25 protein-coding genes and 1 tRNA gene are annotated in these 25922 nt (G+C 64.2%); 18 read left to right on the top strand and 8 right to left on the bottom strand.

All coding sequences use genetic code 11. The features are described 5' to 3' along the window. Positions 1-401: 401 nt before the first annotated feature. Complete coding sequence (locus tag ACSHWJ_RS08225; RefSeq protein ID WP_432539618.1) at positions 402-1397, top strand: AraC family transcriptional regulator; 996 nt, start codon at positions 402-404, stop codon at positions 1395-1397. Positions 1398-1425: 28 nt separating this feature from the next. Here the strand turns inward: ACSHWJ_RS08225 and ACSHWJ_RS08230 are convergent, their stop codons facing one another. Together ACSHWJ_RS08230 and ACSHWJ_RS08235 are read right to left on the bottom strand one after the other, a co-directional pair. After that, a complete protein-coding gene (locus ACSHWJ_RS08230; RefSeq protein ID WP_017364406.1) occupies positions 1426-2295 on the bottom strand; it encodes a YicC/YloC family endoribonuclease in 870 nt (289 codons plus the stop codon). Between the two features lie 83 nt (positions 2296-2378). Further along, complete coding sequence (locus tag ACSHWJ_RS08235; RefSeq protein ID WP_432539619.1) at positions 2379-4739, bottom strand: penicillin acylase family protein; 2361 nt, start codon at positions 4737-4739, stop codon at positions 2379-2381. Positions 4740-4812: 73 nt separating this feature from the next. Here ACSHWJ_RS08235 and rph point away from each other — a divergent pair, with 73 nt between their 5' ends. From rph to ACSHWJ_RS08270, 7 genes are all read left to right on the top strand, one after another. After that, positions 4813-5544, top strand: a complete 732-nt coding sequence (gene rph, locus ACSHWJ_RS08240; protein ID WP_010962212.1) for a ribonuclease PH — start codon at positions 4813-4815, stop codon at positions 5542-5544. A gap of 7 nt (positions 5545-5551) precedes the next feature. After that, positions 5552-6157, top strand: coding sequence for an RdgB/HAM1 family non-canonical purine NTP pyrophosphatase (rdgB, locus tag ACSHWJ_RS08245; RefSeq protein ID WP_432539652.1), 606 nt, complete (start codon positions 5552-5554; stop codon positions 6155-6157). A gap of 125 nt (positions 6158-6282) precedes the next feature. Further along, positions 6283-7008, top strand: a complete 726-nt coding sequence (locus ACSHWJ_RS08250; protein WP_432539620.1) for a cytidylate kinase-like family protein — start codon at positions 6283-6285, stop codon at positions 7006-7008. Further along, positions 7005-7466, top strand: coding sequence for a F0F1 ATP synthase subunit epsilon (locus ACSHWJ_RS08255; RefSeq protein ID WP_432539621.1), 462 nt, complete (start codon positions 7005-7007; stop codon positions 7464-7466). Before ACSHWJ_RS08250 ends, ACSHWJ_RS08255 begins: the two co-directional genes overlap by 4 nt. Before the next feature lie 45 nt (positions 7467-7511). Further along, entirely contained in the window at positions 7512-10238 is a 2727-nt protein-coding gene (ppdK, locus tag ACSHWJ_RS08260) for a pyruvate, phosphate dikinase (RefSeq protein WP_432539622.1), read from the top strand. A gap of 121 nt (positions 10239-10359) precedes the next feature. Next, positions 10360-11265 carry an NADP-dependent methylenetetrahydromethanopterin/methylenetetrahydrofolate dehydrogenase gene (locus ACSHWJ_RS08265; protein ID WP_432539623.1) on the top strand — a complete coding sequence of 302 codons (906 nt, stop codon included), beginning with the start codon at positions 10360-10362 and terminating at the stop codon, positions 11263-11265. Positions 11266-11356: 91 nt separating this feature from the next. Next, positions 11357-12262 (top strand): NAD(P)-dependent methylenetetrahydromethanopterin dehydrogenase, encoded by a 906-nt coding sequence (locus ACSHWJ_RS08270; protein WP_010962206.1) that lies wholly within the window; start codon positions 11357-11359, stop codon positions 12260-12262. A 69-nt stretch (positions 12263-12331) separates the two neighbouring features. Here the strand turns inward: ACSHWJ_RS08270 and ACSHWJ_RS08275 are convergent, their stop codons facing one another. Together ACSHWJ_RS08275 and ACSHWJ_RS08280 are read right to left on the bottom strand one after the other, a co-directional pair. Beyond that, the gene (locus ACSHWJ_RS08275; protein ID WP_218800676.1) at positions 12332-12820 is read right to left on the bottom strand and encodes a DUF6691 family protein; all 489 of its coding nucleotides are present in this window, start codon (positions 12818-12820) and stop codon (positions 12332-12334) included. Between the two features lie 6 nt (positions 12821-12826). After that, positions 12827-13249, bottom strand: coding sequence for a YeeE/YedE family protein (locus ACSHWJ_RS08280; protein ID WP_432539624.1), 423 nt, complete (start codon positions 13247-13249; stop codon positions 12827-12829). Between the two features lie 195 nt (positions 13250-13444). Here ACSHWJ_RS08280 and ACSHWJ_RS08285 point away from each other — a divergent pair, with 195 nt between their 5' ends. Together ACSHWJ_RS08285 and ACSHWJ_RS08290 are read left to right on the top strand one after the other, a co-directional pair. Beyond that, positions 13445-14635: a PQQ-dependent sugar dehydrogenase gene (locus tag ACSHWJ_RS08285; RefSeq protein ID WP_432539625.1), complete on the top strand. Its 1191-nt coding sequence runs from the start codon at positions 13445-13447 to the stop codon at positions 14633-14635. Positions 14636-15132: 497 nt separating this feature from the next. Further along, positions 15133-15208, top strand: a tRNA-Phe gene (locus ACSHWJ_RS08290). Between the two features lie 391 nt (positions 15209-15599). On the opposite strand, the gene ACSHWJ_RS08295 is transcribed toward ACSHWJ_RS08290, so the two are convergent. Further along, positions 15600-15902 (bottom strand): putative quinol monooxygenase, encoded by a 303-nt coding sequence (locus tag ACSHWJ_RS08295; protein WP_007182542.1) that lies wholly within the window; start codon positions 15900-15902, stop codon positions 15600-15602. Positions 15903-16487: 585 nt separating this feature from the next. On the opposite strand from ACSHWJ_RS08295, the gene ACSHWJ_RS08300 reads away from it, so the two are divergent. Beyond that, positions 16488-16982, top strand: coding sequence for a helix-turn-helix domain-containing protein (locus tag ACSHWJ_RS08300; RefSeq protein ID WP_432539653.1), 495 nt, complete (start codon positions 16488-16490; stop codon positions 16980-16982). 160 nt (positions 16983-17142) lie between these two features. Here the strand turns inward: ACSHWJ_RS08300 and ACSHWJ_RS08305 are convergent, their stop codons facing one another. Then, positions 17143-18108, bottom strand: a complete 966-nt coding sequence (locus ACSHWJ_RS08305) for a hypothetical protein (protein ID WP_432539626.1) — start codon at positions 18106-18108, stop codon at positions 17143-17145. A 1-nt stretch (position 18109) separates the two neighbouring features. Next, positions 18110-19345: a hypothetical protein gene (locus ACSHWJ_RS08310; RefSeq protein WP_432539627.1), complete on the bottom strand. Its 1236-nt coding sequence runs from the start codon at positions 19343-19345 to the stop codon at positions 18110-18112. A 245-nt stretch (positions 19346-19590) separates the two neighbouring features. Between ACSHWJ_RS08310 and ACSHWJ_RS08315 the strand changes: the two genes are divergently transcribed. Genes ACSHWJ_RS08315 through ACSHWJ_RS08330 form a run of 4 tightly spaced genes read left to right on the top strand, consistent with a single transcriptional unit; the run spans position 19591 to position 23118 of the window. Continuing rightward, a complete protein-coding gene (locus tag ACSHWJ_RS08315) occupies positions 19591-19938 on the top strand; it encodes a helix-turn-helix domain-containing protein (RefSeq protein WP_017365788.1) in 348 nt (115 codons plus the stop codon). Next, on the top strand, positions 19935-20909 hold the full coding sequence (locus ACSHWJ_RS08320) for an ImmA/IrrE family metallo-endopeptidase (RefSeq protein ID WP_432539628.1): 975 nt from the start codon (positions 19935-19937) through the stop codon (positions 20907-20909). Before ACSHWJ_RS08315 ends, ACSHWJ_RS08320 begins: the two co-directional genes overlap by 4 nt. A gap of 11 nt (positions 20910-20920) precedes the next feature. Then, positions 20921-21925, top strand: a complete 1005-nt coding sequence (locus tag ACSHWJ_RS08325) for a DNA-methyltransferase (RefSeq protein WP_432539629.1) — start codon at positions 20921-20923, stop codon at positions 21923-21925. A 32-nt stretch (positions 21926-21957) separates the two neighbouring features. Continuing rightward, entirely contained in the window at positions 21958-23118 is a 1161-nt protein-coding gene (locus ACSHWJ_RS08330; RefSeq protein WP_432539630.1) for a hypothetical protein, read from the top strand. 136 nt (positions 23119-23254) lie between these two features. Here the strand turns inward: ACSHWJ_RS08330 and ACSHWJ_RS08335 are convergent, their stop codons facing one another. Then, positions 23255-23488 (bottom strand): hypothetical protein, encoded by a 234-nt coding sequence (locus ACSHWJ_RS08335; RefSeq protein ID WP_432539631.1) that lies wholly within the window; start codon positions 23486-23488, stop codon positions 23255-23257. 14 nt (positions 23489-23502) lie between these two features. Here ACSHWJ_RS08335 and ACSHWJ_RS08340 point away from each other — a divergent pair, with 14 nt between their 5' ends. The 3 genes from ACSHWJ_RS08340 to ACSHWJ_RS08350 are packed head-to-tail and all read left to right on the top strand — an operon-like array spanning position 23503 to position 25783. Beyond that, entirely contained in the window at positions 23503-23976 is a 474-nt protein-coding gene (locus ACSHWJ_RS08340; RefSeq protein WP_432539632.1) for a DUF2924 domain-containing protein, read from the top strand. Next, positions 23973-25391 carry a recombinase family protein gene (locus ACSHWJ_RS08345; RefSeq protein ID WP_432539633.1) on the top strand — a complete coding sequence of 473 codons (1419 nt, stop codon included), beginning with the start codon at positions 23973-23975 and terminating at the stop codon, positions 25389-25391. Before ACSHWJ_RS08340 ends, ACSHWJ_RS08345 begins: the two co-directional genes overlap by 4 nt. Beyond that, positions 25388-25783, top strand: coding sequence for a hypothetical protein (locus tag ACSHWJ_RS08350; protein ID WP_432539634.1), 396 nt, complete (start codon positions 25388-25390; stop codon positions 25781-25783). Before ACSHWJ_RS08345 ends, ACSHWJ_RS08350 begins: the two co-directional genes overlap by 4 nt. Positions 25784-25922 lie beyond the last annotated feature (139 nt).

A 25922-nucleotide genomic window follows, 5' to 3' on the forward strand; every position in this document is an offset into this window, starting at 1 on the left:
CGATGTCCATACCGCTCGACATGCCGAGTTTCTGCCTTTTGGGTCTGGGGCTCGCTTTGCTTTTCGATGTTCATCGTCGCGCGTGATCTCTTTCTGGACATGGATGGATGGCGGAGTTGAAGGGGGCGTGTCGCGTGGTGGCGGGAGGCGCGGCGACATAACTTGCCCTTGGCATCCCATTTTTGGAAACCCTAGCAAATCATCCGTCTTCGTTCTTGGACAATAACGTATTCGAATAGGACTATTCTTTACTCTGAAACATGGGATATGCCCGGACGTCGCCCGTTCTGGCGAAAAGCAGACATCCTCCGGCCGGGTCTGTCCCGACTTTCGGTCCGTTCGAGGCATGACGCAGCGCGGACAGGGGCTGCGGATGTTGTCCACCCAAGGAGGTTTCGGCCATGATCACTGAGCTGACGTTCGATTCCGATGCCATCGCCGAATGCGATCGTTTCGAAGTGTGGCGGGAGATGTTCTGTTCGAAGATGTGGGGGTTGGACATCGCGCATTCCGACTCCCGGCCATTTTTCGCCCGCTGCCGTTTCGTGAATCTCGGAGCCGTAGAGGTCATCCGCAGCGAGCTGAACGGGCTGGATTTCAGTCGCACCCCACGTAGGGTTCGTCAGCAGGAGTCGGACGACTTCGGGTTTCACCTCAGTCTGTCGGGGGGCGTCCGTGCGGTTCAGGCGGGATGCCATGCCGAAGTGCGCGGTGCGGGGGGGCTGCTTTTGGCCGGCGGCCAGCCCTATACCCTTTCCACTCCACAGATGCCGGGAAGCGCCCATTACCAGTGTTATTCGCTGCATTTGCCGAGGAAAGAACTGCTGCAGCGCGTCCCGGATGCCGAACGCCATTTGGCCGAAGTCTGCGCTGGCGGCGAGCCGTTGAATCTTCTGGTGCAGTATCTGGACCTCGTGGCGGGTCATGATGCGGCCTTGCGGTCACCCGACCTGCGCAGACTCGCCGGCGAGCACCTGCTGGATCTCGTTGCCCTGACGCTGGAGCCCGGGCGCGATCCGGAATCACAGTTCCAGCGGGGCGGGCTGCGCGCCGCACGGCGTGCGGCATTGGTGAGATATCTGGAGCAGCACTACCGGGACGAACGTCTTTCAGTGAAAACGGCCGCGGCCGCGTTGGGGATCTCCGAAAGCTACCTGCACCGTCTGATGGCGGAGAGCGGAGAGAGTTTCACCGAAATGGTCAACCGTTTGCGGCTGGAGCGGGCGAAACGCATGCTCGAAGACCCGGGATGCGATGGTCTGCGCATCGGCGACATCGCATTCGCCACGGGATTCAACGATTTCACCTATTTCAACCGGCTGTTCCGGCGGCGCTTCGGTGATACTCCCCGGACGTTCCGTGCCGATCGGCCGGAGCAGGGCGATACGATGCAGTGATCGCCCCCGCGCGCCCTTGCGAAGGCAGTCACTCCACATTCTGGACCTGTTCGCGCATCTGCTCGATCAGTACCTTGATGTCCACGGCCGCGCGGGTGGTCTCCAGATCGGCCGACTTGGACGCCAGCGTGTTGGCCTCGCGGTTCATTTCCTGGATCAGGAAATCCAGGCGGCGCCCCGCGGGTTCCCGTTGGGTGAGGATGTGCCGCATTTCAGTGGTATGCGCGGTCAGTCGATCCAGCTCTTCGGCGACGTCCATCTTCTGCGCGAGGTAGACCAGTTCCTGTTCGAGGCGGGCGGCATCGGGCTCGGCGGCCAGTTCGGCCAGCCGCGCCCTCAGCTTGTTCCGGATACCGGCGAGAATCGCCGGCAGGCGCTCCCGTACCGCGCCGACCGCGCGCTGGATGTCGGCACAGCGCAGGTCCAGCAACGCGGCGATCTGGGCACCCTCGCGCTCACGGAACGCCCGCGCCTCGGCCAGCGCCCGGTCGAGCACGGCGAGGAGCCCAGGTTCGAGCGTGGCGAGGTCCGGCTCGCTTTCCTGCATGACGCCCGGCCAGCGCAGCAGTTCGATGGCGCTCAGGCCGGCCCAGCAGCGGTCTTCCAGCGCTTCGACGTTTCGCAGCGCACCGAGCAGGCCGCGTACCAGCGCGGTGTCGATACATGTCGGGCCGGCTTCCGGCGCCGAGGGTTTCCACGTCAGGGTGCAGTCCACCCGCCCCCGCTTGAACGACTCGCCTATCCTGTTGCGCACCGCCAGTTCCAGGCCGCGCAGGGGATCCGGCAGGCGCAGGCCGACATCGAGATAGCGATGATTGACGGCACGCAGGTCCCAGCTCACCCGCCAGTTGCCCACCGTCCCTTGCGCGGTCCCGAAAGCCGTCATGCTGCGGATCATGATGTCTCCTCAAAGCTCCATTCAATGTCCGCGTACTATGCCCTGCATGAGGATCACGTGAAACCCCTCGCTGGCACCAGGCGTCAGAGTGCTGGCTTGAGTCGCAGCGTTTCCACGGGCGGGCCGGGTTCGAAAGGCAGGGGTTGGCCGGTGGCCCAGGCATCGTGCTGATCGCGGTAGTGCGGGGATAGAGGATGACCGGACTGGCCGGCCGGCATGTGCAGGATGCCGTCACCATGATGGCCGGGCGATACCACCAGCCGCTCGCTCGCTCCCTGATGGGGTGTCAGCACCCGGATGCATTGGCCGCCGCAGCCGACACCCTCCACTTGCGGCATGTCCAGCAGCGCGGATATCAACGGCAGGTTCTTGCTGAACGGATGCCGGACCTCCACCCGGTTGACCCGGCCCCAGGTCAGGTCTTGAAGTGCGGCGGTACCGAATTCCCTTTTCAGTTCGTCTATGCTCTGTTCCAGAATACCGCGCAGAAACGCGTCCCAGGAGCCACTGCGGTCCGGAACGGTGCCCGGCAGACGCGAGGAAATCAGTGCACGCAGCGGCGTCTCCGCTTCGCGCCAGGCATAGACGAAGCCGGGGTCGGTCTGGTTGCAGCGGCTCAGCAGGCGGGAGAATACCGTGCGGGCGAGATTGCGCCGGTAACGTACCAGCAGCGCGATGCCACGGCTGTCCGTCTCCATCCGTCCATCCCAGGCTTCCACCGCCCGCCGGCTTTCGGTGAGCACCGGATCGTTGGCGTTCGCCGTCAATGCCAGGACCAGGTCGCGGTAGAAATCGAAGAACTCACTGCGGGTATCGAGCTGCAAGCCGAACAACTCGGTTTCGGTCAGTGCCTGTGCCTGCTTCAGTCTTTCGCCGATACGGTAGGCGCGGTAACTGTTGGAATAGTTGTGGCCGATGACATAGGGATAATCGCGCCCGAGTGTACGGTTGTTGGCCGTGGCGAGGTATCCCCCGGGGGGATCGACCACCCGCGGCAGCCGTTCGGGCGGAACGAAACCGTCCCAGGCGGCGCCGTCGCTCCAACTCCGGCTCACCGAGCCGTCGAAGCCGCGCCGCAGCGGAAACCGGCCGGTGAGGGTCCAGGCGATGTGACCCGCCCGGTCGGCCAGCACCACGTTCTGCGGCGGGTTGCCGGCACGGTTCATGACCGCCATGGCCGAATCCAGATCGCGGGCGCCGTCCATCTCCAGCAGGCCGAGATCGACCCCCTGGGTCTCGAGCGCGGTCCAGCGCAACGCCACCGGCATGCCCAGCAGCGGCTCGGTCATGACCGGCCCCCAGCGGCTGGATTTGAGGACCAGGGTTTCGTCCACGCCGTCTTTCACGCGCAAGGTTTCGGTACGCGTGTCCAGTGTCGCCCAGCCTTCGGGTGTGCGGTAGCGATCCGGTTCGAAGGCGTGCATTTCCAGTTTCACGAGGTCGAGCACGTCCGCGTCGACGTTGGTGAAGCCCCAGGCGATCCGGCCGTTGCTGCCGGCCACCAGCAGCGGCAGGCCGGGCAGGGTCACGCCGCTCATCACGGCTTCGCCATAGCGCAGTTCGGCCCGGTACCAGATGTTGGGTACGCCCAGGTTCAGATGCATGTCGTTGGCGACGATCGCCCGTCCATCCCGGGTCCGGGTGCCGGCGACCGCCCAGTTGTTGGAGCCGGCGGGAAGGGTTTCGGCATCGACCGCGGCGCCCAGCGTGAGATGCCGGGTTTCGGCGAGCAGCTCTGCCAGCGCAGCCGCGGGTACCGGCCGTTCGGGGCGCCGCGAGCCGTTCCCGCCGGCGAGGACCGTGGTGTAGGCGTCGACGTCCGGCGTCAGGAAGGCGAGGACTTCCGGCGGCAAGGTCTCGGCCATTACACTGAGCATGCGTTCTTCGTCGGGATGGCCGTTGAGGGTCTGGAACATGCCGAGGCCGACCAGCAGGCTGTCTTCCGCCCGCCAGGGTTCCGGGGTATAGCCAAGGACCAGTATTTCCGGGGGCGGTACGGTCTGTTCGGCCATGCGGGCGTTGACGCCGGCGACGTAGGCCTCGAGCGCCAGCCGCTGGGATTCCGGAAGCGCTGCGACGATGGCCGCGGCGGCGCCCCCGAAGGCGTAGATCCGTTGCGCGCGGTCGTGCGCCCGGGCCCGTTCTCCGAAGATTTCGGCCAGCCGGCCCGCAGCTTTGCGCCGCATCAGATCCATCTGGAACAACCGGTCGCGCGCATGCAGATAGCCCAGCGCGCGCAGGGCGTCTTCCCGGTTCGCCGCCATCACCCGCGGGATGCCGAGCCGATCGAATTCGACGGTGGCGGGCCGGGTGAGCCCCGGCAGTACGCTCTCGCCGCCGGTGGCAGGGAGCGAGGCCGCCGCCTTTTCCAGGCGGGTGCCGGCATAGGTCGCGAGGGCGAGGATCCCGAAGCCGGCGATGTACAGGATATGCTTGAATTTCATGGTGAAAGCGGGTCGGCGCCGCAGCGGCAATTCGAGTATACTGACGCGCTTTTCATCGGATAAGCAAGCCCATATGAGACCCAGCGGACGCCGTCCCGATCAACTCCGTCGCATCGCCTTCACCTGCAACTACACCAAGCACGCCGAAGGCTCGGTGCTCGTCGAATTCGGCGATACCCGCGTCATCTGCACCGCGAGCGTGGAGGAGCGGGTTCCGCCTTTCCTCAAAGGCAAAGGCAGCGGCTGGATCACCGCCGAATACGGCATGCTGCCGCGTGCCACCCACGAGCGTACCGGCCGTGAGGCCGCCCGCGGCAAGCAGGGGGGGCGGACCATGGAGATCCAGCGCCTGATCGGCCGCTCCCTGCGCGCCGCGTTGAACCTGGAAGCCCTGGGCGAGCGCACCGTCACCCTCGACTGCGACGTCATCCAGGCCGACGGTGGCACCCGCACCGCATCGATCACCGGCGGCTACGTGGCTCTGGTGCTGGCCGTGCAGCGGCTGCTGAAGAGCCGCAAGATCAAGACCAATCCGGTGCACGGTCAGATCGCTTCGGTCTCCGTCGGCATCTGCCAGGGGGTTCCCGTCCTCGACCTGGACTACGCCGAGGACTGCGACGCCGAAACAGACATGAACGTGGTCATGAACGACGCCGGCGCCTTCATCGAAATCCAGGGCACGGCCGAAGGCCATGCGTTCCGCCGCGACGAGCTGGATGCCATGCTGCGGCTCGCCGAGGCCGGCATCGCCGATCTCCTGCTGCACCAGCAGGAGGCGTTGGATGGCTGTGGCATCAAAAGCTAGGCCGGTCATGCGGCGCAAACTGGTCCTCGCCAGTAACAACGCGGGCAAGGTGCGGGAACTCCAGGCGCTGATTTCGACGTCGGGCTTCGAGATCATCCCCCAGGGGGCGCTGGGGATCCCGGAGGCCGAGGAAACCGGCGCCAGCTTCGTCGAAAATGCGTTGATCAAGGCGTACCACGCGGCCAGACACAGCGGATTGCCCGCCATCGCCGACGATTCCGGACTGGAGGTCGATGCGCTGGGCGGTGAACCCGGGGTCCATTCGGCGCGCTATGCCGGCCCAGCGGCCTCCGACGATGACAACATCGACAGACTGCTGGCCGCTTTGGACGGCGTCGAGGCTGGGTGCCGCCGTGCGCGTTTCCGCTGCGTCATGGTGTTCGTCCGCGATGCGGAAGATACCGATCCCCTCGTTGCCGAAGGGTGCTGGGAAGGCTGGATCGGCGAGAACCGCCGGGGTAGCGGCGGCTTCGGTTACGATCCGGTGTTTATCGTGCCGGGAACGGGTCTTTCGGCCGCCGAACTCCCACCGGAGGACAAAAACCGCCTGAGCCATCGCGGCCAGGCTGCGGCTGTCCTCGCTAGCCGGCTCCGGGCTCTGACGGGCGGCTGATCCGCCCGGTTTCCTGCGGTTTGTCATCCCTCTGTGCCTCGACAGGAAAGGGAAAACACACCACAATTCAGGGCCGGGTCCAGCCGTCCCGGCGCCACCGGATCTCGCGCTGGCAGAAGGTGCCCATGACCAGTTCCGATACGCTCGAATTTCTCGAATCGTTCCTGGCCAAGGACTTTGAGGCCGAATACCATCGGCGTCGGCCCCGCAAGCGCGCCGAACCCCTGGTCATCACCCTGTCCCGCGATTTCGGCGCCGGCGGCGAAGCGCTGGCTGCGGATCTGGCCCATTTTCTGGACCTGCCGATCTACGACAGGGAGATTCTTGACCGGGTCGCCGACAAGACCCGGATCGACAAAAGCCATTTCGAGCATCATGATGAGGATAGCGCCGAGCGCATCAGCGACCTGCTCTACAACTTGATGTTCGGTACGGCGGCCACCCGTCACGACTACCGGCGGGCGCTGATCGAAGTGGTGACCGAGCTGGCGAGGAGCGATTGCATCATCGTCGGGCGCGGCGCCCACCTGATCCTGGCGGGTCGCAAGGTATTCCGTCTGCGCGTGGTCGGGTCGCGTGCGGTCTGTGGCGAACGCATCGCGGCCGAACTGGGCATCGGCCAGGCCGAGGCCGAGCGACTGGTGTTCGAGACCAACAACAAACGGCACAAGTCGGTCCAGACGCTGTTCAGCGATCTGTATGACGCGTGTTCCCTGGAACACGCCGTCAATTTCGATCTCGTGCTCAACACCGACCATCTGCCAGCCGGTAACGCTCTGCCGACCGTACTCGTGGCGGTACGGCAGTTCGGCTTCGAAGTCTTCGATCTCGGTCAGCGGGAAGCCTCGTGAGCCAGGCGGTGGGACAGACCGCATCCCGTCTGCTAACGGTCGAGATCGTCGACGTCTGCCGGGAGATATTTTCCGGGCGTTGTAGCCGGGTGGTCGCGCCGGCCGTGGACGGTGAGGTCGGCGTCCTGCCCCGTCATACGCCGTTCCTGACCCGGCTCCGGCCCGGCGAGATAAGGCTCAGGACCGAGGCAGGCGAAGACCAGTATTTCTACCTCTCGGGGGGCTACATGGAGGTGCAGCAGTGGGAGGTCAGCATCCTGGCCGACCAGGTGCTCCGCTCCCAAGAGATCGACCGGGAAGCGGCCCTGGCGGCCAAGCGCAACGCCGAGCGGATGCTCCGCGAGAACCGGATTCCCGGCGAGCGTGACCGCGCCTATCTGGAATTGCTCAAGGCCCTGGCCCAGTTGCGCCTGCTGGAACGGCTGAATGCACGAAAGAGGGACCGGAACCGGCTCTGATCCTGCGGTGACAAGCGGCGAACGCGATAGTTCGAGGAGACCATCATGACGATGAAGAAGCGTGTCTACGCCTTCTCCGAAGGCGACGGCAAGAACAAACGCCTGCTCGGCGGCAAGGGGGCCAACCTCTGCGAAATGACGCAGATCGGGCTCAACGTGCCGCCGGGTTTCGTTATTACCACGGAAGCCTGCCTCGAATACCTGGCAGACAAGAAGCTGCCGGCCGGCTTGATGGACGAAGTCCGGGAGCACATGGCCCGGCTCGAACAGGCTACCGGCAAGCGCTTCGGCGATCCCGCCAATCCGCTTTTGGTCTCGGTGCGTTCCGGTTCGGCCCTGTCCATGCCGGGCATGATGGATACCATTCTCAACCTCGGCCTCAACCACGATACACTCCAGGGGTTGATCCGGCAGACCGGCAATGAGCGCTTCGGTCACGATGCCTACCGGCGGTTCATCCAGTTGTTCGGCAAGGTTGCCCTCGGTGTTCCCGACGAGCTGTTCGACGCCGAATTCGAAGCCATCAAGCACCAGGCCGGGGTCGCCGCCGACATCGGCCTGAGCGCCATCCATCTCGCCGACATCGGCGAACGTTTCCTCGCCGTCGTGCGCCGCCATACCGGCAAACCCTTCCCCGAAGACGTCTACGAGCAGCTCGAGATCGCGATCCGGGCGGTATTCGACTCCTGGATGGGAAAACGCGCGGTGGATTACCGCCGCGAATTCCACATCACGCCCGACCAGGCCAACGGCACGGCGGTGAACGTGGTGACCATGGTGTTCGGCAACATGGGCGACGACTCCGCCACCGGTGTCGGCTTCACCCGCAATCCGGGTACCGGTGAGAACGAGATGTTCGGCGAGTATCTGGTCAACGCCCAGGGTGAGGATGTGGTAGCCGGAATCCGCACGCCCAAGCCCGTGCACGAGATGGCAACCGAAATGCCGGCGCTTTACGCCCAACTGGTGGAACTGCGCGACAAGCTCGAAGCCCATTACCACGAGGTGCAGGACTTCGAGTACACCATCGAGAAAGGGGTCTTGTACTGCCTGCAGACGCGCAACGGCAAGATGAACGCCCAGGCGATGGTGCGCACCTCGGTCGAGATGTGCCGGGAAGGGCTGATCACGCGGGATCAGGCACTCCTGCGGGTCAACCCCGCCCATCTGGAACAGTTGCTCCATCCCTGCCTCGACACCTCGCACAACCCCACGCCGCTGGCGCAGGGGCTGCCTGCCTCGCCCGGCGCCGCCAGCGGCCGTTGCGTGTTCGATGCGGATCAGGCCGAACTGTTGGGACGGGCCGGTGAAAAGGTCATCCTGGTGCGTGAGGAGACCAAGCCGGAAGACATCCACGGCTTCTTCGCGGCCCAGGGAATCCTCACCAGTCGCGGCGGCAAGACCTCGCATGCCGCCGTGGTCGCCCGCGGCATGGGCAAGGCCTGCGTGGCCGGTGCCGAAGGCATCAGGGTGGACAGCCGGGCGCGGCTGGCAACGGTGGGAGAGGTCACGTTGCACGAAGGTGACATCATCACCATCGACGGCAGCACCGGCCGCGTCTATCTCGGCGCGATCCCGACGATCGCGCCGACCTTCTCCGAACACCTCAGGACACTGCTGTCCTGGGCCGACGAAGCCGCGCATCTCAAGGTCAAGGCCAATGCCGACACGCCGGAAGCGGCGAAGGAGGCGCGCGAATTCGGTGCCGTGGGCATCGGGCTGTGCCGTACCGAACGCATGTTCAACGCCAGCGACCGGCTCCCGGTGGTGGTGGAGATGATCCTGGCGCCCGACGTGGAGGAACGCAAGGCTGCACTGGACAAGCTGTTGCCGATGCAGCGCTGCGACTTCCAGGCGATTTTCACCCTGATGGCTCCCTACCCCGTCACCGTCCGGCTGCTGGACCCGCCCATCCACGAATTCCTTCCAGACGAGCATTCCCTGGCGGACGAGATCGATGCGCTGCGGCAATTCCGGCGGGTCGCGAAAGGGCGGGCGGCGGCTTTGAGCGCGCTGGGTCAGGCAGTCGAGGCAGACGGCGTCGGCGAGGATGCCGTGGCTGCCGTCATCGCCCGCAAGGAACGGCTGCTGGCCAAGGTCCGAGAACTGCACGAGATCAACCCGATGCTGGGGCACCGTGGGGTGCGACTCGGGATCACCTTCCCCGAAATCTACGAGATGCAGATCCGCGCCGTGCTCGAGGCCGCGGCGGAGTGCGTCAAGGCCGGCGTGGCCGCCGCCCCGGAGATCATGGTGCCCCAGGTCGTCGACGGCGCGGAATTGGAGCGTGTCCGGGCGATGGTCGATCGCCTGCGGCAGGAAATCGAAGCCAGCCACGGCGTCCGGCTCGATTTCAAGTTCGGCAGCATGGTGGAAACCGTGCGCGCCTGTGTGAGCGCCGATGGGTTGGCGCGGACCGCGGAATTCTTCTCCTTCGGGACCAACGACCTGACCCAGGCGACCTGGTCGTTCTCGCGCGAGGATGCGGAAAACAAGTTCCTCCCTCAGTACATCGGCAGCGGCATCCTCAAGGACAATCCGTTCGAAGTGCTCGACGTCGTCGGTGTCGGTGCCATGATGCGGATGGCGGTGGAAAAGGGACGCAGCGTCCGTCCGGACCTCGAAATCGGCATCTGTGGGGAGCACGGCGGGCATCCCGGCTCCATCCGTTTCTGCGACGGCATCGGCCTCAGCTACGTCTCCTGTTCGGCGCCGCGGGTGCCTGTCGCCCGGCTGGCGGCGGCACACGCCGCCTTGCTGAACGGCGGCTGAGGGAGCGTCTGGCAGGAAGGGACTGCCGCGCCGAGCGCGGTCGCCGCGGTTTGCCATCGTTCCATCGCGTCCGTATACTTCGCCGACCCTGTAACGACTGGCCGAACTCGAGGAGCGCGCCGTGGAAAAGCCTTATATCCTGCACATGTTCACGCCGGAAAAGAATCTGAGCCCGTTCGATGCGAACATGGCGCTCGACGCCGGCTGGTTGTCCCTCGTGCCCTATACGAACCTGGAGCCGGGGGAAATCACCGCCCTGGTACAGGATGCGATCTTCTCGCGCAGCCCCGCCGGCGTGAAGCGCACCGCCGTCTTCATCGGCGGACGTGATGTCGGGACAGCCATGGCCATGCTGCGCACCGCCCGGAAGTCGATGGTTCCGCCGTTCGAGATTTCCGCTTTCGCCGATCCGAGCGGCGCCTTCACGACCGCCGCGGCGATGGTCGCAATGGCCGAGGGCGAGCTGCGGAAGCATTACCAGACCGGTCTCGAAGGCAAGTCGGTGCTGGCACTGGGCGGCACCGGTCCGGTCGGCCAGATCGCCGCCGTGCTGGCGGCCCGTGCCGGCGCCCAGGTCAAGATCATCGGACGCCAGCTCGAAAAGGCCCAGAAAGTGGCCGAGCTGTGCAATGCCGAATTCGGCGAAGGCCAGACCGCCATCGAGGGCGATGCCGATGCCAACAAGGGCGAACTGCTCAAGACCGCCGATGTGGTATTCGCGACCGCCGCCGCCGGCATCCAGGTGCTGAGCGCCGAGCTGCTGGCGGCATCACCCCGGCTCAAGGTGGCCGCCGACGTCAACGCCGTGCCGCCGTCCGGCATCGCCGGCTTGGATCCCCATCACAAAGGCACGCCGATCGAAGGTTCGCCGAGCGGGGCCATCGGCATCGGCGCCCTGGCCATCGGCAATGTCAAATACCAGGCCCAGCACCGGCTGCTGCTGCGGATGCGCAACACCGACAAGCCGGTCTATCTGGCATTCAACGAGGCTTTCGAGATTGCCCGCGAAGTCGTCCGCGGTGGCTGAGGTCCAGCCCTAAGCCGCGCCGGTCGGAATTTTCGCAGGGCGCGGCCCGACGCCTTCTTTACTTACCGATTTTTTCCGAGACCCACCCAGAATGGAAAAACGCGCCGTCCTCCACATGTTCGACCCCATGCCGCATGTGAGCCCCTTCGATATCAACATGGCGGTCGACGCCGGTTTCGAGGTCATCGTGCCCTACAGCAACGTCAAGGCGGAAGAGGTACATGGCCTGGTGCAGGATGCGATTTTCTCGCGCGGTCCGGCGGGCGTGAAACGCACCGGAATCTTCATCGGCGGGCGCGATCTGGCGGTCGCGCTCACCATGCTGGAAACCGCCAAAGGCGCGATGGTGCCGCCGTTCGAAGTGTCGGTGCTGGCCGATCCCAGCGGCGGATTCACCACCGCGGCGGCGCTGGTGGCGCTGGTGGAAAAGCAGCTCAAGCTGAAGCATGGCGCAGAGCTGGCGGGCCAGCGTGCGGTGGTGTTCGGCGGCACGGGGCCGGTGGGCATCGCCACCGGCGTCATCGCGTCGCTGGCCGGGGCGGACGTGACCCTCGTCGACCCGTTCAACGTCGAAACCGCACTGGCCAAGGCCGACGAATACAACCGGCGCTGCGGTGCCCGCCTGCACGGTACCTTCGCCGGTTCGGAAGCCGACAAGGCGCGCCTCTTGTCGAATGCCGACGTGGTGTTCTGCACCGCCAAGGCCGGTGTCGAAGTGCTCAACGCGTCGGTACTGGCCGATGCCAAACGCCTCAAAGTCGCCGGTGACGTCAACGCGGTGCCACCGCTCGGCATCGAGGGGATCAAGCTGAAGCACAACGGCGAACCGCTGGTGCATGCGGTCAACAGTCCCGGTGCCGTCGGGGTGGGAGCCCTTGCCGTCGGCAACGTGAAATACCAGTTGCAGAATCACCTGCTGGCGCTGCTGTTGAAATCGGAAAGTCCGGTCTTCTTCGACTTCCGGGCCGCGTTCGAGCGGGCACGCGAAATCGTCTGATCGGTGTTTCCTCTATGGGCGGACGAAAAGACCCTGCCCTCGTGGCCGGGTTTTTCGTCGAGGGAATGATCAGAGGCCGTCACTCGGACCGGGCAATCGGGGGGCGGCTTCGATGGCGGCGGATTCGACTGCTCCTGGCAGGATGGTCTGTCTGGCGCCGACCCGGCGGCCCACCACTATCCCCCCCAACATGCAGGCCAGGAAAACCCACACGCCGGCATCCGCCGTGACGAGGGAAACCACGGCAGGTCCGGGACAATAACCGGACAGCCCCCAGCCCACGCCGAAGATCGCGGCACCTCCCACGAGGCGGCCGTCGATGTGTTTCCGGACCGGAAGATCGAAGCGATCTCCCAGGACAGGGCGCTCCCGTCGCAGAATCCGCGGAAACGAGACGAAGGTCAGGCCCACTGCTCCTCCCATCACCAGCATCAGCGACGGGTCCCAGTTTCCGCCGACGTCCAGGAAGGCCAGGATTTTTCCTGGGCGGGTCATGCCGGCCAGCCCCAGCCCCGTTGCGAAGATCACGCCCCAAAGGAAAGCACTGAAAATGGGCATCCCGGCTCAACCTCCGCTGAGGCGGTTGAAAAGGAGCACGGTTGCCATGCCAGTGCCCATGAAGGTCAGCACGGCGATCACGGAGCGCATGGACCGGCGGCCGAGCCCGCAGACGCCGTGCCCGCTGGTGCAGCCGTTGCTGATCTGTGCCCCCAGGCCGACCAGAAAGCCGCCGATACCCAGCGCCCACAGCGGCCTCGGAGCCGTGTCGAAAGCCTCCGGGTAGACGCCGAGCAGCAGCACGCCGGCGACCACCAGCCCCAGCACGAAGGCACATCGCCAAGCCCAGTCTACCGAGGCGGGCCATAGCATTCCCGCCAGTATGTTGCTGACCCCTGCCAGCCGGCCATTGAAATAGAGAAGGCCACAGGCGGCCGCGCCGATCAAGGCGCCGCCGCCGAGGGCCGACAGCAGGGCTTGAGAGTTCATGAGGATCCCATCCGAGTTCGTACACCAATGAGCGGCACTATAAGGCGTGCAGTGTACATTCGGCAAAGAGCATTTTCTCATTTCGTTATATTCAAATGTTTTCATAATCTCCGTGCCGATTTTGAGTTTCCCCTCCGTCGTCAAGTGCGCTATCTTGGACCGTGAAAACCGTCGGTCGACAGAGGACCTAAAGTCATGAACAAGGCTTTGTGGTATGTCGTCTTGCCCGCATTGCTGGTCACCGTCCTGGCGCAGCGCTTCGGCCATCTTACGGTCAACTTCCCGCTCAAATCCGTGTTCGGCGGAGCAACGCCCGCCGAGGCGGCTTTGCACCGAAGGATCGCGCTGCCTTCGGGGTTCAGCCTCACGGTTTACGCGGCGGACTTGCCGGGGGCCCGGATGCTGCGCTTTACCCGGACCGGCGACCTGCTGGTCAGCCAGCCGCATGCCGGCGCCATCGTCCTGCTGGAAAAGGACGCCGACGGTGATGGCCGCCCCGACGGCCGGCGGCAACTGCTGACGGGACTCAGTCGGCCGCACGGCCTCGATCTCCGCGACGGGTGGCTCTACGTGGCGGAAACCTATGGTGTCGTTCGCGTCCGTTACGACGCGGCCCAGCGGCAGATTTCCGGGGCGCCTGAGATGGTGGTGAGCGGGATTCCCGGCGGAGGCAATCACTGGAGCCGGACTCTCAAGTTCGGCCCGGACGGTGGGATGTACGTTTCGGTGGGTTCGAGTTGCAACGTTTGTATCGAAGATGACCCGCTTCGCGCCACACTGCTGCGTTTCGAGCCGGATGGCACGAAGCGGGAAATCTACGCCACGGGTCTGCGCAATACCGTCGGTTTCGACTGGCGCCCCGGCAGCCGCGAGCTTTATGGCACCGACAATGGTCGTGACCTGCTGGGCGATGATTTCCCACCGTGTGAACTCAACCGCATCGAAAAAGGCGGCTTTTACGGCTGGCCTTACGCCAACGGCAACCGCGTCCCGGATCCCGATTACGGACGAGGACACGAGGCCGACATTCGACGCAGCTTGCCGCCCGTCCATGAATTCCGTGCTCACGTCGCCCCGCTCGGTATGGTTTTCCTCAAAGGCGGGGGATTGCCGCAGGACTACCGCGGCGCCGCCCTGGTCGCCCTGCACGGCTCCTGGAACCGGTCGAAAAAACAGGGCTACGAGGTCGTGTCACTGCATTTCGGTGCTGACGGCCGGATAGCCGAGCGTCCCTTCATGACCGGATTCAATATCGACGAAGACGTCATCGGCCGGCCGGTGGATGTCGCCGAAGGGCCCGACGGTGCCATCTATGTGTCTGACGACTATGCGGGTGCCATCTACCGCGTCCTTTACCGCCCGCCTGTCACCGCTTCCCACGACTGACTGCATAAGCTCGGAAACCTTTGGCACTCCTTTGGAGAAGGAGGAGTATCGTGCAAGTGCAGCACATTGGGCACGGCGTCCGGGGGTGACCGGGTAGCCAGTTCGGGGCGTCTTGGGGAGATGACACCCAACGATGACCAACGAAGACTCGAAATCCGGTGCCTTGGGGACGAGCACAGGTTGGCGGCCCAGTCCAGTGCGGCCCAACCATCGCCACCCCCAGAGCGATCCGGGGCTGGTGGCCGAAATCCGTAGGCTGCGCACGCTGCATCCCAACCCAGGCAAAGACCGCCCTACTGGCATGCCTGGCGGTTGATACCATCGATTGCGTCCGCAATGGCATGCGCCGCTACCTCATCACCTTCATCGATCCAGCCAGCGCCTCGGCCGCCCTCCTCTCCAATCCCTCCTCCAACATCATCCCGAGTGTCAAAGGTGGGGGAGGCATACGCTGCTTGACTCAAGGAGCCGTTCCCTGCTTTAATTGGCAGCTCTTTGGCCAGGTAGCTCAGTTGGTAGAGCAGGGGACTGAAAATCCCCGTGTCGGCGGTTCGATTCCGTCCCTGGCCACCAAAATTCAGCGCCCAACTGTTCTCAGTTGGGCGTTTTCGTTTTCAGGTTCCGCGAAACAACGCGGGGCGGCGACCCGTTCTGCGTGTGCTGCCCTTCGTCGCCAGGTCGCGAAGGGCCCACCCGGTTCGACTCTCTTTCGCCCTCTTTTCTCTCGAAATCCGCGCCAACTTCTTTGCGGAAGCGCACGCAAATGGCCTTGTGGCCCAGTGACTTGCACGTGCGTCACTGCCATCGGTTGTCCATCGTGCTTGGATGAGCAAGGCATCAAGCCTGCACGGGGCGCTGTGGAAGGTAGCTCCCTGGGCAAGTGCAATCGAGGGGGGGGGGACGCTGCGTAGGGCCGCGTGCCCCCCATCCTGCAGCGTGACCTGATTGGGTCAAGGCCGGGTTGTCATGCAGGCAGTTTGGCTGCAAGCAGTTCGACCTTCTCGATATTGGGTGGAGAACTGAGCAAGGTCGCTGCGTTGGCCATCAAGGCCGCGGCGATCTGGCCGTTCAGATGTGCCTGGCGACCAGCCTCATCGGCAAAGGCATCGAACACACCAAACGTCGAAGGGCCAAACTTCAATGCGAACCAGGCCGTGGTGCCGGACTCGGCGTTGGCGAGCGGCAGTGCGCTGGCCAGGAAGTCGGCAAGCGCAGCCTCCTGGCCGGGTTTGGCTTCGAGGCGAACAAACAGGGCGAGCTTGGTCATGCTGTATTCCTTTGGGTAAATGGAAAGGTGGGTGAAGGGATCGACGAGACTGCAGTCTAAGTCTTCATGACAGACATCTCTATAGGCAAGAATGACAACATTGATATCATTGTTGCCATGAAACTCCACATCCTTGTTTGTGATGGCGTGTTTGATCTGGGGCTTGCGGCGCTCACCGACACAGTGGGCTTGGCCAATGCGATGTCGGGCTCGCTGCCACAGGCTCCCGCGCACACAGAGCTCACGCTGGTGGGCGTGCGGCGTCGCATCCGAACTGCGCAAGGCTTGACGGTCCCCGTGGTCACTGCGCGTGGTGTGCCGGAACCAGACGTCGTGCTCGTGCCCGCGTTTGGTGACAAGATGCCTGACACGCTCTCGGCTCGGCTCACACGCCCCGACGTGCCCGATGCGGTCGCCGTGCTGCAGCAGTGGTCCGCCGCTGGCGCGCACCTTGGTGCCGCCTGCTCCGGTAGTTTCTTGCTTGCAGAGAGCGGCCTGCTTGATGGGCATCGTGCGACGACGTCATGGTGGCTGGGGCCGATGTTTCGGCAGCGCTATCCGAACGTCACGCTGGACGAGTCACGCATGATCGTGAACTCGACACGCTTCACCACCGCGGGTGCCGCTTTGGCCCACGTCGACCTGGCCTTGCGCATCATCCGCGGGCGCAGTCCGGCGCTGGCGGCCCTGGTGGCACGCTATCTGCTGGTCGAGGCACGCAGTTCGCAAGCCGAGTTCGTGATTCCCGACCACCTTGCGCATGCCGACCCGATAGTGGAGCGCTTCGAGTGCTGGGCCAGAAGTCGGCTCGCGAAGGGGTTCTCGCTGGCCGAGGCGGCGAGCGCCGCGGGCACAAGCGAGCGCACCTTGGCGCGGCGGCTGCAAAGCGTTTTGGGTAAGACACCGCTGTCGTATTTCCAGGACCTGCGCGTGGAACATGCCGTCCATCTCTTGCGCACCGGAAACGCGAGCGTCGACCAAGTCGCCGCGCAGGTCGGGTACTCGGATGGGGCGACCCTGCGGGCCCTGTTGCGCCGCAAGCTGGGCCGGGGTGTCAGGGAGTTGCGACGCGGTGGATGACCAGAGGCGTTTGGTGTATGTACAGCTGGAGACCGCCGGGAAACTGACGCAGGCCAAACGGCGCATTTGGACCTGACAAAACTACTGCCCGCAACGGCACGCAAGCTCCAGTTTGACCCCGGACACCGTTTTGCTGGCAACGCCGTGGTTGAGCAAGGCATCAAGCCTGCACGGGGCTCAATGCTGCAGCACAGGGCATCGAGTACAGCCCCGGGCGCCCCTGCACGACCTGGACGAGGGCCCGGTATGCAACGAGTGGCCCTTCGGCTTCCGGCTTGCCCTTGTCGCGCGTCTTGACCTTGAACACGTCGATGGGCTTGGCGCTGTCGAGCCCGGCACGCCGCATGACCTGTTCGGCGGTGCGGGGCTCCCCCTTGAACGACCACAGGGCCTCGAACACTGCTGCCTGAGCCTCGGTCAGCCGGATCGGGCCGTGCGGCCCCTCGGGCAGCGTGACCCAGCGGAAATCCGCCGAGAAAGGCCCCTTCACCGGCGTCGTTGGATCGCTGGCCTGCGGGCCTGGTGGCTCACCCGACATGCCGATGAACGAGATGCCGCCGCCGTAGAAGGCGAACCGATCCTCCAGAGCCAACCACTCCACGCCCGGGCCGAAGGGCGCCCCGCGCGTCTCGCGCGGCTTCGGCGTGATGACGCGGATCGGCCCGCCTGCGACCCGCACCCGGTCCAGCAGGGCCGGCTCGCGCCACAGACGAACGATGTCACATGCCAGCAGCACCGGCGAACGCCGCGAATCACCTAGCCGCCACACGCCGTCGCCGAGGTCGTCGATGCCGTCGCGGCTCTCGATCGAAAGCGCCAGGCGCAGCTTCTGGCGCAGCCAGTCCTCGTTCAGCCGTAGCGCTGTGCCGTCCTGCGGCAAGACCGGCACCGGCCCGCAGTCCGGGCAGCGGCACAAGCGTCCGCCGTGCCCGTCGCCAAACACCGGCGCCCGATGCAGCGCGCAATGCGGGCACAGCACGCAGGATTGATCGGTCACCGCCGCCTGGATCGCGCGGCCCAGGTGCGGCAGCAGCGCCACCTCGCGCGGCGACAGGGTGGCGCGCAGCACCGGTGTGCCCGCGGCGAACAGCCGGCAGAGGAACTGCCAACCCTCGTGCGCCGACATCTCACGCGCCCTCGGGCGTCGTCGCACCCACCGGGCCCGCAGACAAGGGCGCCTCCTGCACGCTCAAGGTCTGGCCGGGGCGCAGGATGCCGATGCGCACCAGGTAGCGCTCCAGCTGCGCTTGCAGCCTGGGGTCGAACTGATGCAGGTTGAGCCGCCCGCGGCTCGTGACCTCGATGGGCACCACGCGGGCGCGGGTGCGTCCCGGCTCCGGCGGGTAGTACAGGTTGATCTGGGCGGCCAGCACCGTCCAGCGGCCTTCCAGTGGCGCGGGCAGTTGCTCGCGCAGCAGCTCGTGCACCGAGCGGTGGCGGCTGGCCTGCATGGCGGTGCACTCGATCTTGAGCTCGCCGTCCGGGCTCAGCAGCGCCAGCGACTTCAGCTGCACCAGCGAGAAGCCGTCCTCGAACACTTCGGGCACGTCGAAGCCCATGCGCAGCGCCGACAGATCCAGCGCCGGGGCCTTGATGCGCTCGGGCGTGGCCTGCACCCCGAGCACATGCTCGGCGAAGGCCTGCACCAGCATCTGCTGCACCTTGTGGCCGCCGCGCACCAGGGTGCGCACCACGCCCGTGGCCTCGGCGTACTCCAGCACCATGTGGATGTTGGGATTGCCCACGCGCTGCTTCAACACCACGCCCTCGAACTCCAGCCGCAGCATGGCCAAGTCCTTGACGTGCACCGTCAGCAGGTGGATGCCGGGGCTCGGGGTCACCAGATAGGCCACACACCCCTCGCCGCACTGCCGCTCGCGCTGGTAGTAGGCCGAAATCGCCTGGCGCAAGCCGCCCAGGGCCGCGTCCGTCGCGATCGGACGGCGCCGCACCCCCAGGTCGAACTGCTGCGCCTGGGCGCTGTGGTGCGCCCAGAAATCGAGATCGCTGGCGCGCTCGAACAGCGCCCGGTGCCGCACGTATAGCCAAAACGACCGATGCAGGTCGCTCTGACAAAAGGTGAGTCCCGTCAACACCGCCGGATCGGCCAGCGCGGCCTCGAACATCGCCTGACCGCCCGCGGCATCGCCGAGTGCGACGCTGGCCATCAGCTCGGCCGTCAGCCGGTCACGCGCCGCTGTGTCGCCCCAGGCCTTGATGGCTTCGATCACATCCCGGTTGGGCGGCCCGTCCGGCTGCGGCTCGGGCGCAGGCGGCACCGCCAGCCCGTGGCTGGCCAGGAACTGGTGCAGGGTCTCGTCCGGCGGCAGCGCCAGCAGCACGTCGACATAGGTCTTCTTCATCGCGTCTCGGTCCTTTCCCTGAGGTGGCGTCGGAGGTCTGCGGACCGAGGGTTCGGGCGCGCGGGCCGGCGACAGTTGACTGAACGTGTATCACGCAAAAGTAAGGCAGCGTGATACAGGGCGATTGTGTCCCTGCGTGGTCCGCTTGTCAAACCACATGGCACATCTGGCGGTCTTTGGTATCACAGGGCTATACTGTCAGACCGCATTCCAACCCTTTCCGTGATTCGAGACAGGACATCGCCATGGCTTCCACATTCGGATCTCGCCTGCGGCGATTTCGCGAGGCGAAGAAACTGACCTTGCAGCAGGTGGCCGATGCGGTCGGCTGCACCAAGGCCTACATCTGGGAACTGGAGATGAAAGAGGGGCAGCGCCCCTCGGCCGAGCGCGTGCAGGCGCTGGCCAAGGTGCTGGGCGTGACCATGGAGGACATCATGGGCGAGCCCCTGCCCGCAGCGCCCGAGGCCAGCCCCGAGGACGTGGCCTTCTTCCGCGCCTACGCCGGCATGCGTGAGGACGAAAAAGCGCGTGTGCGCCAGGCCCTCAAACTCATCTTCCCGGACAAGGACCTGCCGGAGCCCAAGGGATGACCACGGCGCAGCCGCTCACCGGGTCGATCGCCGCCAGCAAGCTGCATCACTGGCTGCGGGCCTGGTATGCGGGAACAGTGCCGGAGGCGGTCGATCTCGATGTCGTGCGGCAGATGCTGCCCGCCACCCCCTTCGGAGCAGGGGTGCGCGAAATCCGTCCGCCGGTGGCGTTCGACGACGCGGCCTTCGAAGGGATGCTGGCGCGCGATCCCACGGATCCCGCCGTCTGGGGCATCGCCTACAACGGTAGGGTCAGCCCCGAGCGCCAGCGCTTCACCATCGCGCACGAGCTTGGGCATTTCGTGCTGCACCGCGACCGGCAGCCGCGCTTTGGCTGCGATAAGGAGAGCGTCTACTCCGGCCACGAGCCCATGCGCCAGATCGAGCGCGAGGCCGACGACTTCGCCGCCAACTTGCTGATGCCCGGCGACCTGCTGCGCCAATGGACGGCCAACCGGCGCATCGATCTGCACGTCCTCAGCGCGATTGCCCAGCGCTTCCAAGTCTCGTTCGAGGCGCTGTGCATCCGCTTCATCAAGTACACCGACGAGCGCGCCATCCTGGTCTACTGGGACAACGGCTACGCGAAGTACGAGTGGCGCAGCAGCAGCGCCGTGAAGACCCGGGCGCGCATCCGGCGCACCGACGATCCGCAAGAGCCCCTGCCCGGCACGCTCGCCGCCGACGCGAGCGTCGTGCAGGCGTGGGAGGGGGTGGAAATGTCCGCCGCGATCTGGCGTGCGGAAGAAGCGCCCTACATGAAGCTGCGCGAATTCAAGCACAGCTACGGCGCGAAGGATCGCGTCTTGACCCTGCTCCTGCTCGAAAGTGCGGAGCCGCGGGGGTGGGATCGGTCTTGGCAGCACGACGAAGCCCCCGACATCTACGACCAATATCCTGGGAACGGCAAGAATCTGGGCTTAACGCTCGGAAGCTTGTCCGTTCGCGATCGACAAAATAGTGCAGATTGAAGGAGATTGCAGTGCAAATAACCGAAACACCGATTGCTGGCGAAAGGTCTGACCAGCTCCGTAAGAGCAGCAAGGTGCGCGCGCCGCGCAACCGCACATTGACCATAGGCAACGATGAAAAGGCTGCTCTTTTAGATCAGACGATTTCCTTTACTCGTCCGGTTAGTGTGGCAGAGATAGAGGGGCGAGTCATCCATCAAGACATCTTCGAGTGCGCTGGCTATTTGCCAGACTCATTTATTGATCTGCTTATTGTCGACCCCCCTTACAATCTAAACAAGATTTTCGGCGGTACCAAATTCTCTAGGGCGAGTCCTAAAGATTATGAAGAGTGGCTAAATGCATGGCTAAGCAAGATCGTCCGTTGTCTTAAGCCTACTGCATCAATCTACGTCTGCTGCGACTGGCAATCGTCTGCTTCTGTTCAGGCTGTATTGCAGAGACACTTCATCGTAAGGAATAGAATCACGTGGGAGAGAGAAAAAGGACGAGGGGCAAGCGCGAATTGGAAAAACTGCTCCGAGGACATTTGGTTCTGCACAATGTCAAAGGAATACTTTTTCAACGTCGAGGCCGTAAAGCTCAAAAAGAAGGTCATTGCTCCCTACAGAGATAAGTCGGGCGCTCCTAAGGATTGGGAGGAAACTGATTCCGGCAAATTTCGCCTAACACACCCTTCTAATCTTTGGACTGATATCTCAATTCCATTTTGGTCGATGCCGGAGAATACAGACCACCCCACGCAGAAGCCAGAGAAACTACTTGCGAAGCTAATCTTGGCGAGCTCGCGTGAGGGCGATTTCGTTTTTGATCCATTTCTAGGATCTGGCTCAACATGCGTGACCGCCAAGAAGCTCGGACGTCGGTTTAGCGGGGTAGAGATAGAGGCTGATTACTGTTGTATGGCCGTCAAGCGGCTGGCTCGCGCAGATACTGATCGAAGCATCCAGGGATACCGCGGAGGTTACTTTTGGGAGCGGAACAGCCTCAGCGAGCAGGAGTTCGAGCAAAAATAGCGCTTCTTTCGAAATAAGCAGAGAACTCTTCTATGAATAATGCCCTACTAAAGCAGTTGATCGAATTTATATCAAAGCACGATGGAATCGGTGACAAAGCCAAACTTGCTGCCATTGTGAATAAAGAATTTTCGCTGACGCAGGATCGATCTGTCTACTATCGGCCTGAGTTCGCCATCCGTTTCAGCTCTGCCAAGAACGAGAGCTTCAGCAATACCGTCCTATCACTCTCGAATCTACAGAAGGTAGATGATAGGCCTTTTCTTGTATGCCTAGTGACTCCGAGAAAAAATCAACTTCTGCTTGCAAACTCCACATTCCTGAGGAAGATTAGTCACAGTTCGCAAGAGCTGCGCGAAAACAATATTCGCGGAAGCTTCAACGGCTCCGACATCATGCGTGACTTTGAGGGGATTTCCAATTTTCCGGCTAATTTTGAACGACTCTATAACATTCACGAGGGGATAGGGTTTGATGGCAACCTGCTTCGCCTCGTTGACGCAACAAACAACATAAGCCCAACAGGGAAAAAGTACATGGTATCGGCTGCCGCTCGGACAATCATATTAGAGGCGCCGATAAGAGCATTAGAATTTACGGCCTCCCCCGAGTTTCTGGAACTCAAACGCGACCTTGATGAAAAGGTTGATCGCTTTCGTAATGAAATTCTGCTCGCTGCATTGATCGAGAATGTCAATGTTCGCGGCCGCATCATCGAATATCTAATCGCTGGCGAAGACGATAGGTTGCGTCAAGATCTTGTCGCCGCTCTGCGGGACCGTGGGAAGGGCCTGCCACAATTTAAGACTGAAAACGCACTAGGGGACTACGCGCGTGTATTCGAGCAGTTCTCAACAGAAACCGATGTCAAGACCAAGATTATGATCTTGGACTCGAATCCAAAAGCTTACAACTTAGATAAGATGCTAGAGTTCTTGGCGACACCAAAGTCTGTATTCATGCTTTACTTCGTCGGTGTCGATCCGCACAGAATTGTCAACACAGTGCTTGTTTCGATGTTTCAGAAGAGACTGCTTAGCTCGACTATCCTGCTGAAGCACTGGGCCGGAAGAAACTCTCGCGGGGTTTCGCAGTTTGAGGGTAAAACAATTGGAAGTCTGATTCTCTCGCCCGACAATGATATTGATATGGGGATGGCGTCGACCTTTTTGGAAAAGATCATCGAGCTGTAGCCCGTGATTGGGCCTTCCAATAAACCCGCTGTTGCGCTTGGTGCTTGACACCGTCAGGTTCCGATCTGCGCAGGTTGACATTCGTCGCAGCCCTTCCTAACCCTCGCAAACCCGTTACGCGAAGGCCCTTCGATTCCTAGCATGACGAGCGTTTTTCATCGAAACGCTTGCCATGCACCAACCCAAACCCACCTCCACCATTCCTGCCGCCAGCCGCCCCCGGCACGCGCACCAGGAAGTCGTCGATCTGCTGGCCCTGGGCCTTCTGCGGCTGCGCGCTCGTGGCGCAGTCCCTGCCCTCGGCACCAGAGAGCAAGTTGACCTTGGCTTCGTCGGCCAGGAGCGCGTGAATGCGAACCCCTATGACCACGAAGGAGTTCGCCCATGACGGCACACGCAACCCCCGCCGACGCCAAGACCCTCGCCGCCCGCATCGCCCAGCTGCCGGACCTGCCGATGGACAGCCTCTGGGCGCTGTGGGACGAGCACTTTGACGAGCGCCCCAACCACCACCATCGCACCTGGATCGAGAGCCGCCTGGCCTATGCGATGCAGGCGCGTGTCTTCGGCGGCTTGAGGCCCTCCACGCGCCGCCGACTCGAAACCATTGGCGAGACCGGCCTCCTGCCGCATCCGCTGCAGCGGCAGGCTAACCACTTGCTGCCGGGCACGGTGCTCACCCGCATGTACGACGACGTCGAGCACCGCGTGCTGGTGCGCGGGCCCTTCGACTACGAATACCAAGGGCAGCGCTTCAAGAGCCTGTCGGCGGTGGCGCGCCATATCACCGGCACTCAGTGGTCCGGGCCGGCGTTCTTCGGACTGAAGTCCGGCGACAAGGGGAAGGAGCCGGCATGAGACCAAACCGAACCCCGCTCACGCCGGCCACGCCGCTCACGGTGAAGAAGCGCTGCGCCGTCTACACCCGCAAGTCCACCGACGAAGGGCTGGAGCAGGAGTACAACAGCCTAGAGGCGCAGCGCGATGCGGGCCTGGCCTACATCGCCAGCCAGCACCATGAAGGCTGGATCGCCGTGGACGACGGCTACGACGACGGCGGCTACTCCGGCGGCAACCTGGGACGCCCGGCGCTCAAGCGGCTGCTGGCCGACATCGAGGCCGGCCGCATCGATATCGTGGTCGTCTACAAGATCGACCGCCTCACCCGCAGCCTGCCGGACTTCGCCAAGCTGGTGGAGGTGTTCGACCGCAACGGCGTCTCCTTCGTCTCGGTGACGCAGCAGTTCAACACCACGACCTCGATGGGACGGCTCACGCTCAACATCCTGCTGTCGTTTGCCCAGTTCGAGCGCGAGGTCACGGGCGAGCGCATCCGCGACAAGATCGCCGCCAGCAAGGCCAAGGGGATGTGGATGGGCGGCATGCCGCCGCTGGGCTACGACGTGGTCGAGCGCAAGCTCGTCGTCAACGAACGCGAGGCGGCTTTGGTGCGCGACATCTTCCGGCGCTACGCCGAGCACGGCTCGGCGGCGCGGCTGGTGCGGGAGATGGCCGTCGAGGGCCACACCACCAAGGCCTGGGTGACCCAAGGCGGTCACCGGCGCACCGGGCGCCCCATCGACCAGCAGTTCCTGTTCGCGCTGCTGCGCAACCGCATCTACCTGGGTGAGATCCGCAACTGTGGCGTGTGGTACCCCGGCCAGCACGAGGCCATCGTCCCGCAGGAACTGTGGGAGGCAGCCCATGCCTTCATCGAACGGCGCAAGCAGGCTCCGCGCGAGCACCGCGCCAAGCATCCGGCCCTGCTCGCCGGCTTGCTGTTCGCCCCGGACGGGCAGCGCATGCTGCACACCTTCGTCAAGAAGAAGAGCGGGCGCATGTACCGCTACTACGTGCCCTATCTGCACAAGCGGCGCAATGCCGGCGCCACGCTCGCACCGGACGCCCCCGACGTCGGGCATCTGCCTGCGGCCGAGATCGAGAATGCGGTGCTCGCCCAGATCCACCAGGCGCTCGCCGCGCCGGAGGTGCTGATCGGCACCTGGCGGTCCTGCCAGCGCCACCCGGCAGGCGCCGCACTCGATGAGGCCCAGGTGGTCGTGGCCCTGCGGCGCATCGGTGCGGTGTGGGCGCAACTGTTTCCGGCCGAGCAGCAACGCATCACCCGTTTGCTCATCGAGCGGGTGCAACTGCATGCCCATGGCCTGGACATCCTCTGGCGCGAGGACGGCTGGCTCGGCCTGGGCGCCGAGGTGGCTGGCCATCCGCTCGTCGAGGAGATGCGCGACATCGCGCAGGAGGCCTGCGCATGACGACCGAACGCCCCACCGGCGCGTCCAACCCACGGCTCAAGTGCGTGCGCATCGAGGTCGGCGCGGATGCGCGCAGCTACGTCAGCGGTGATCGGCGCGTGACCCTGGTGCCCTTGACCATCAAGCGCCGGCAGAACCGCAAGCTGCTGATCCCGCCGCCGCGCGAGTCGATGCCGCAGTCGGGCGGCCTGGACGAGCCGATGATCAAGATGCTGGGCAAGGCCTTTTACTGGCAGCGCTTGCTCGACGAAGGGCGCTACGCCACCGCCACCGATCTCGCGCGCGCCCTGCGGCACGAACCCGGCTGGGTGGCCGAGGTGCTGCGGCTGACGCTGTGCTGGCGCCCGACATCGTCGAGGCCATCCTCGAAGGCCGCCAGCCGCGGCCGTTGAACCTGCAGACCCTGCGGGGGCGGCACGAGCTGCTGCCGCGGGATTGGAACGAGCAGCGCCGCGCGTTGGGCTTTCCAACGCAGCCCACGGATTGACGCGGCACGCCTTCCCTGCCACGGCGGGCCGCGTGCCCGCCGTT

Source organism: Methylococcus sp. S1M, from assembly GCF_051295855.1.
Taxonomy (GTDB): Bacteria; Pseudomonadota; Gammaproteobacteria; order Methylococcales; family Methylococcaceae; genus Methylococcus; species Methylococcus capsulatus.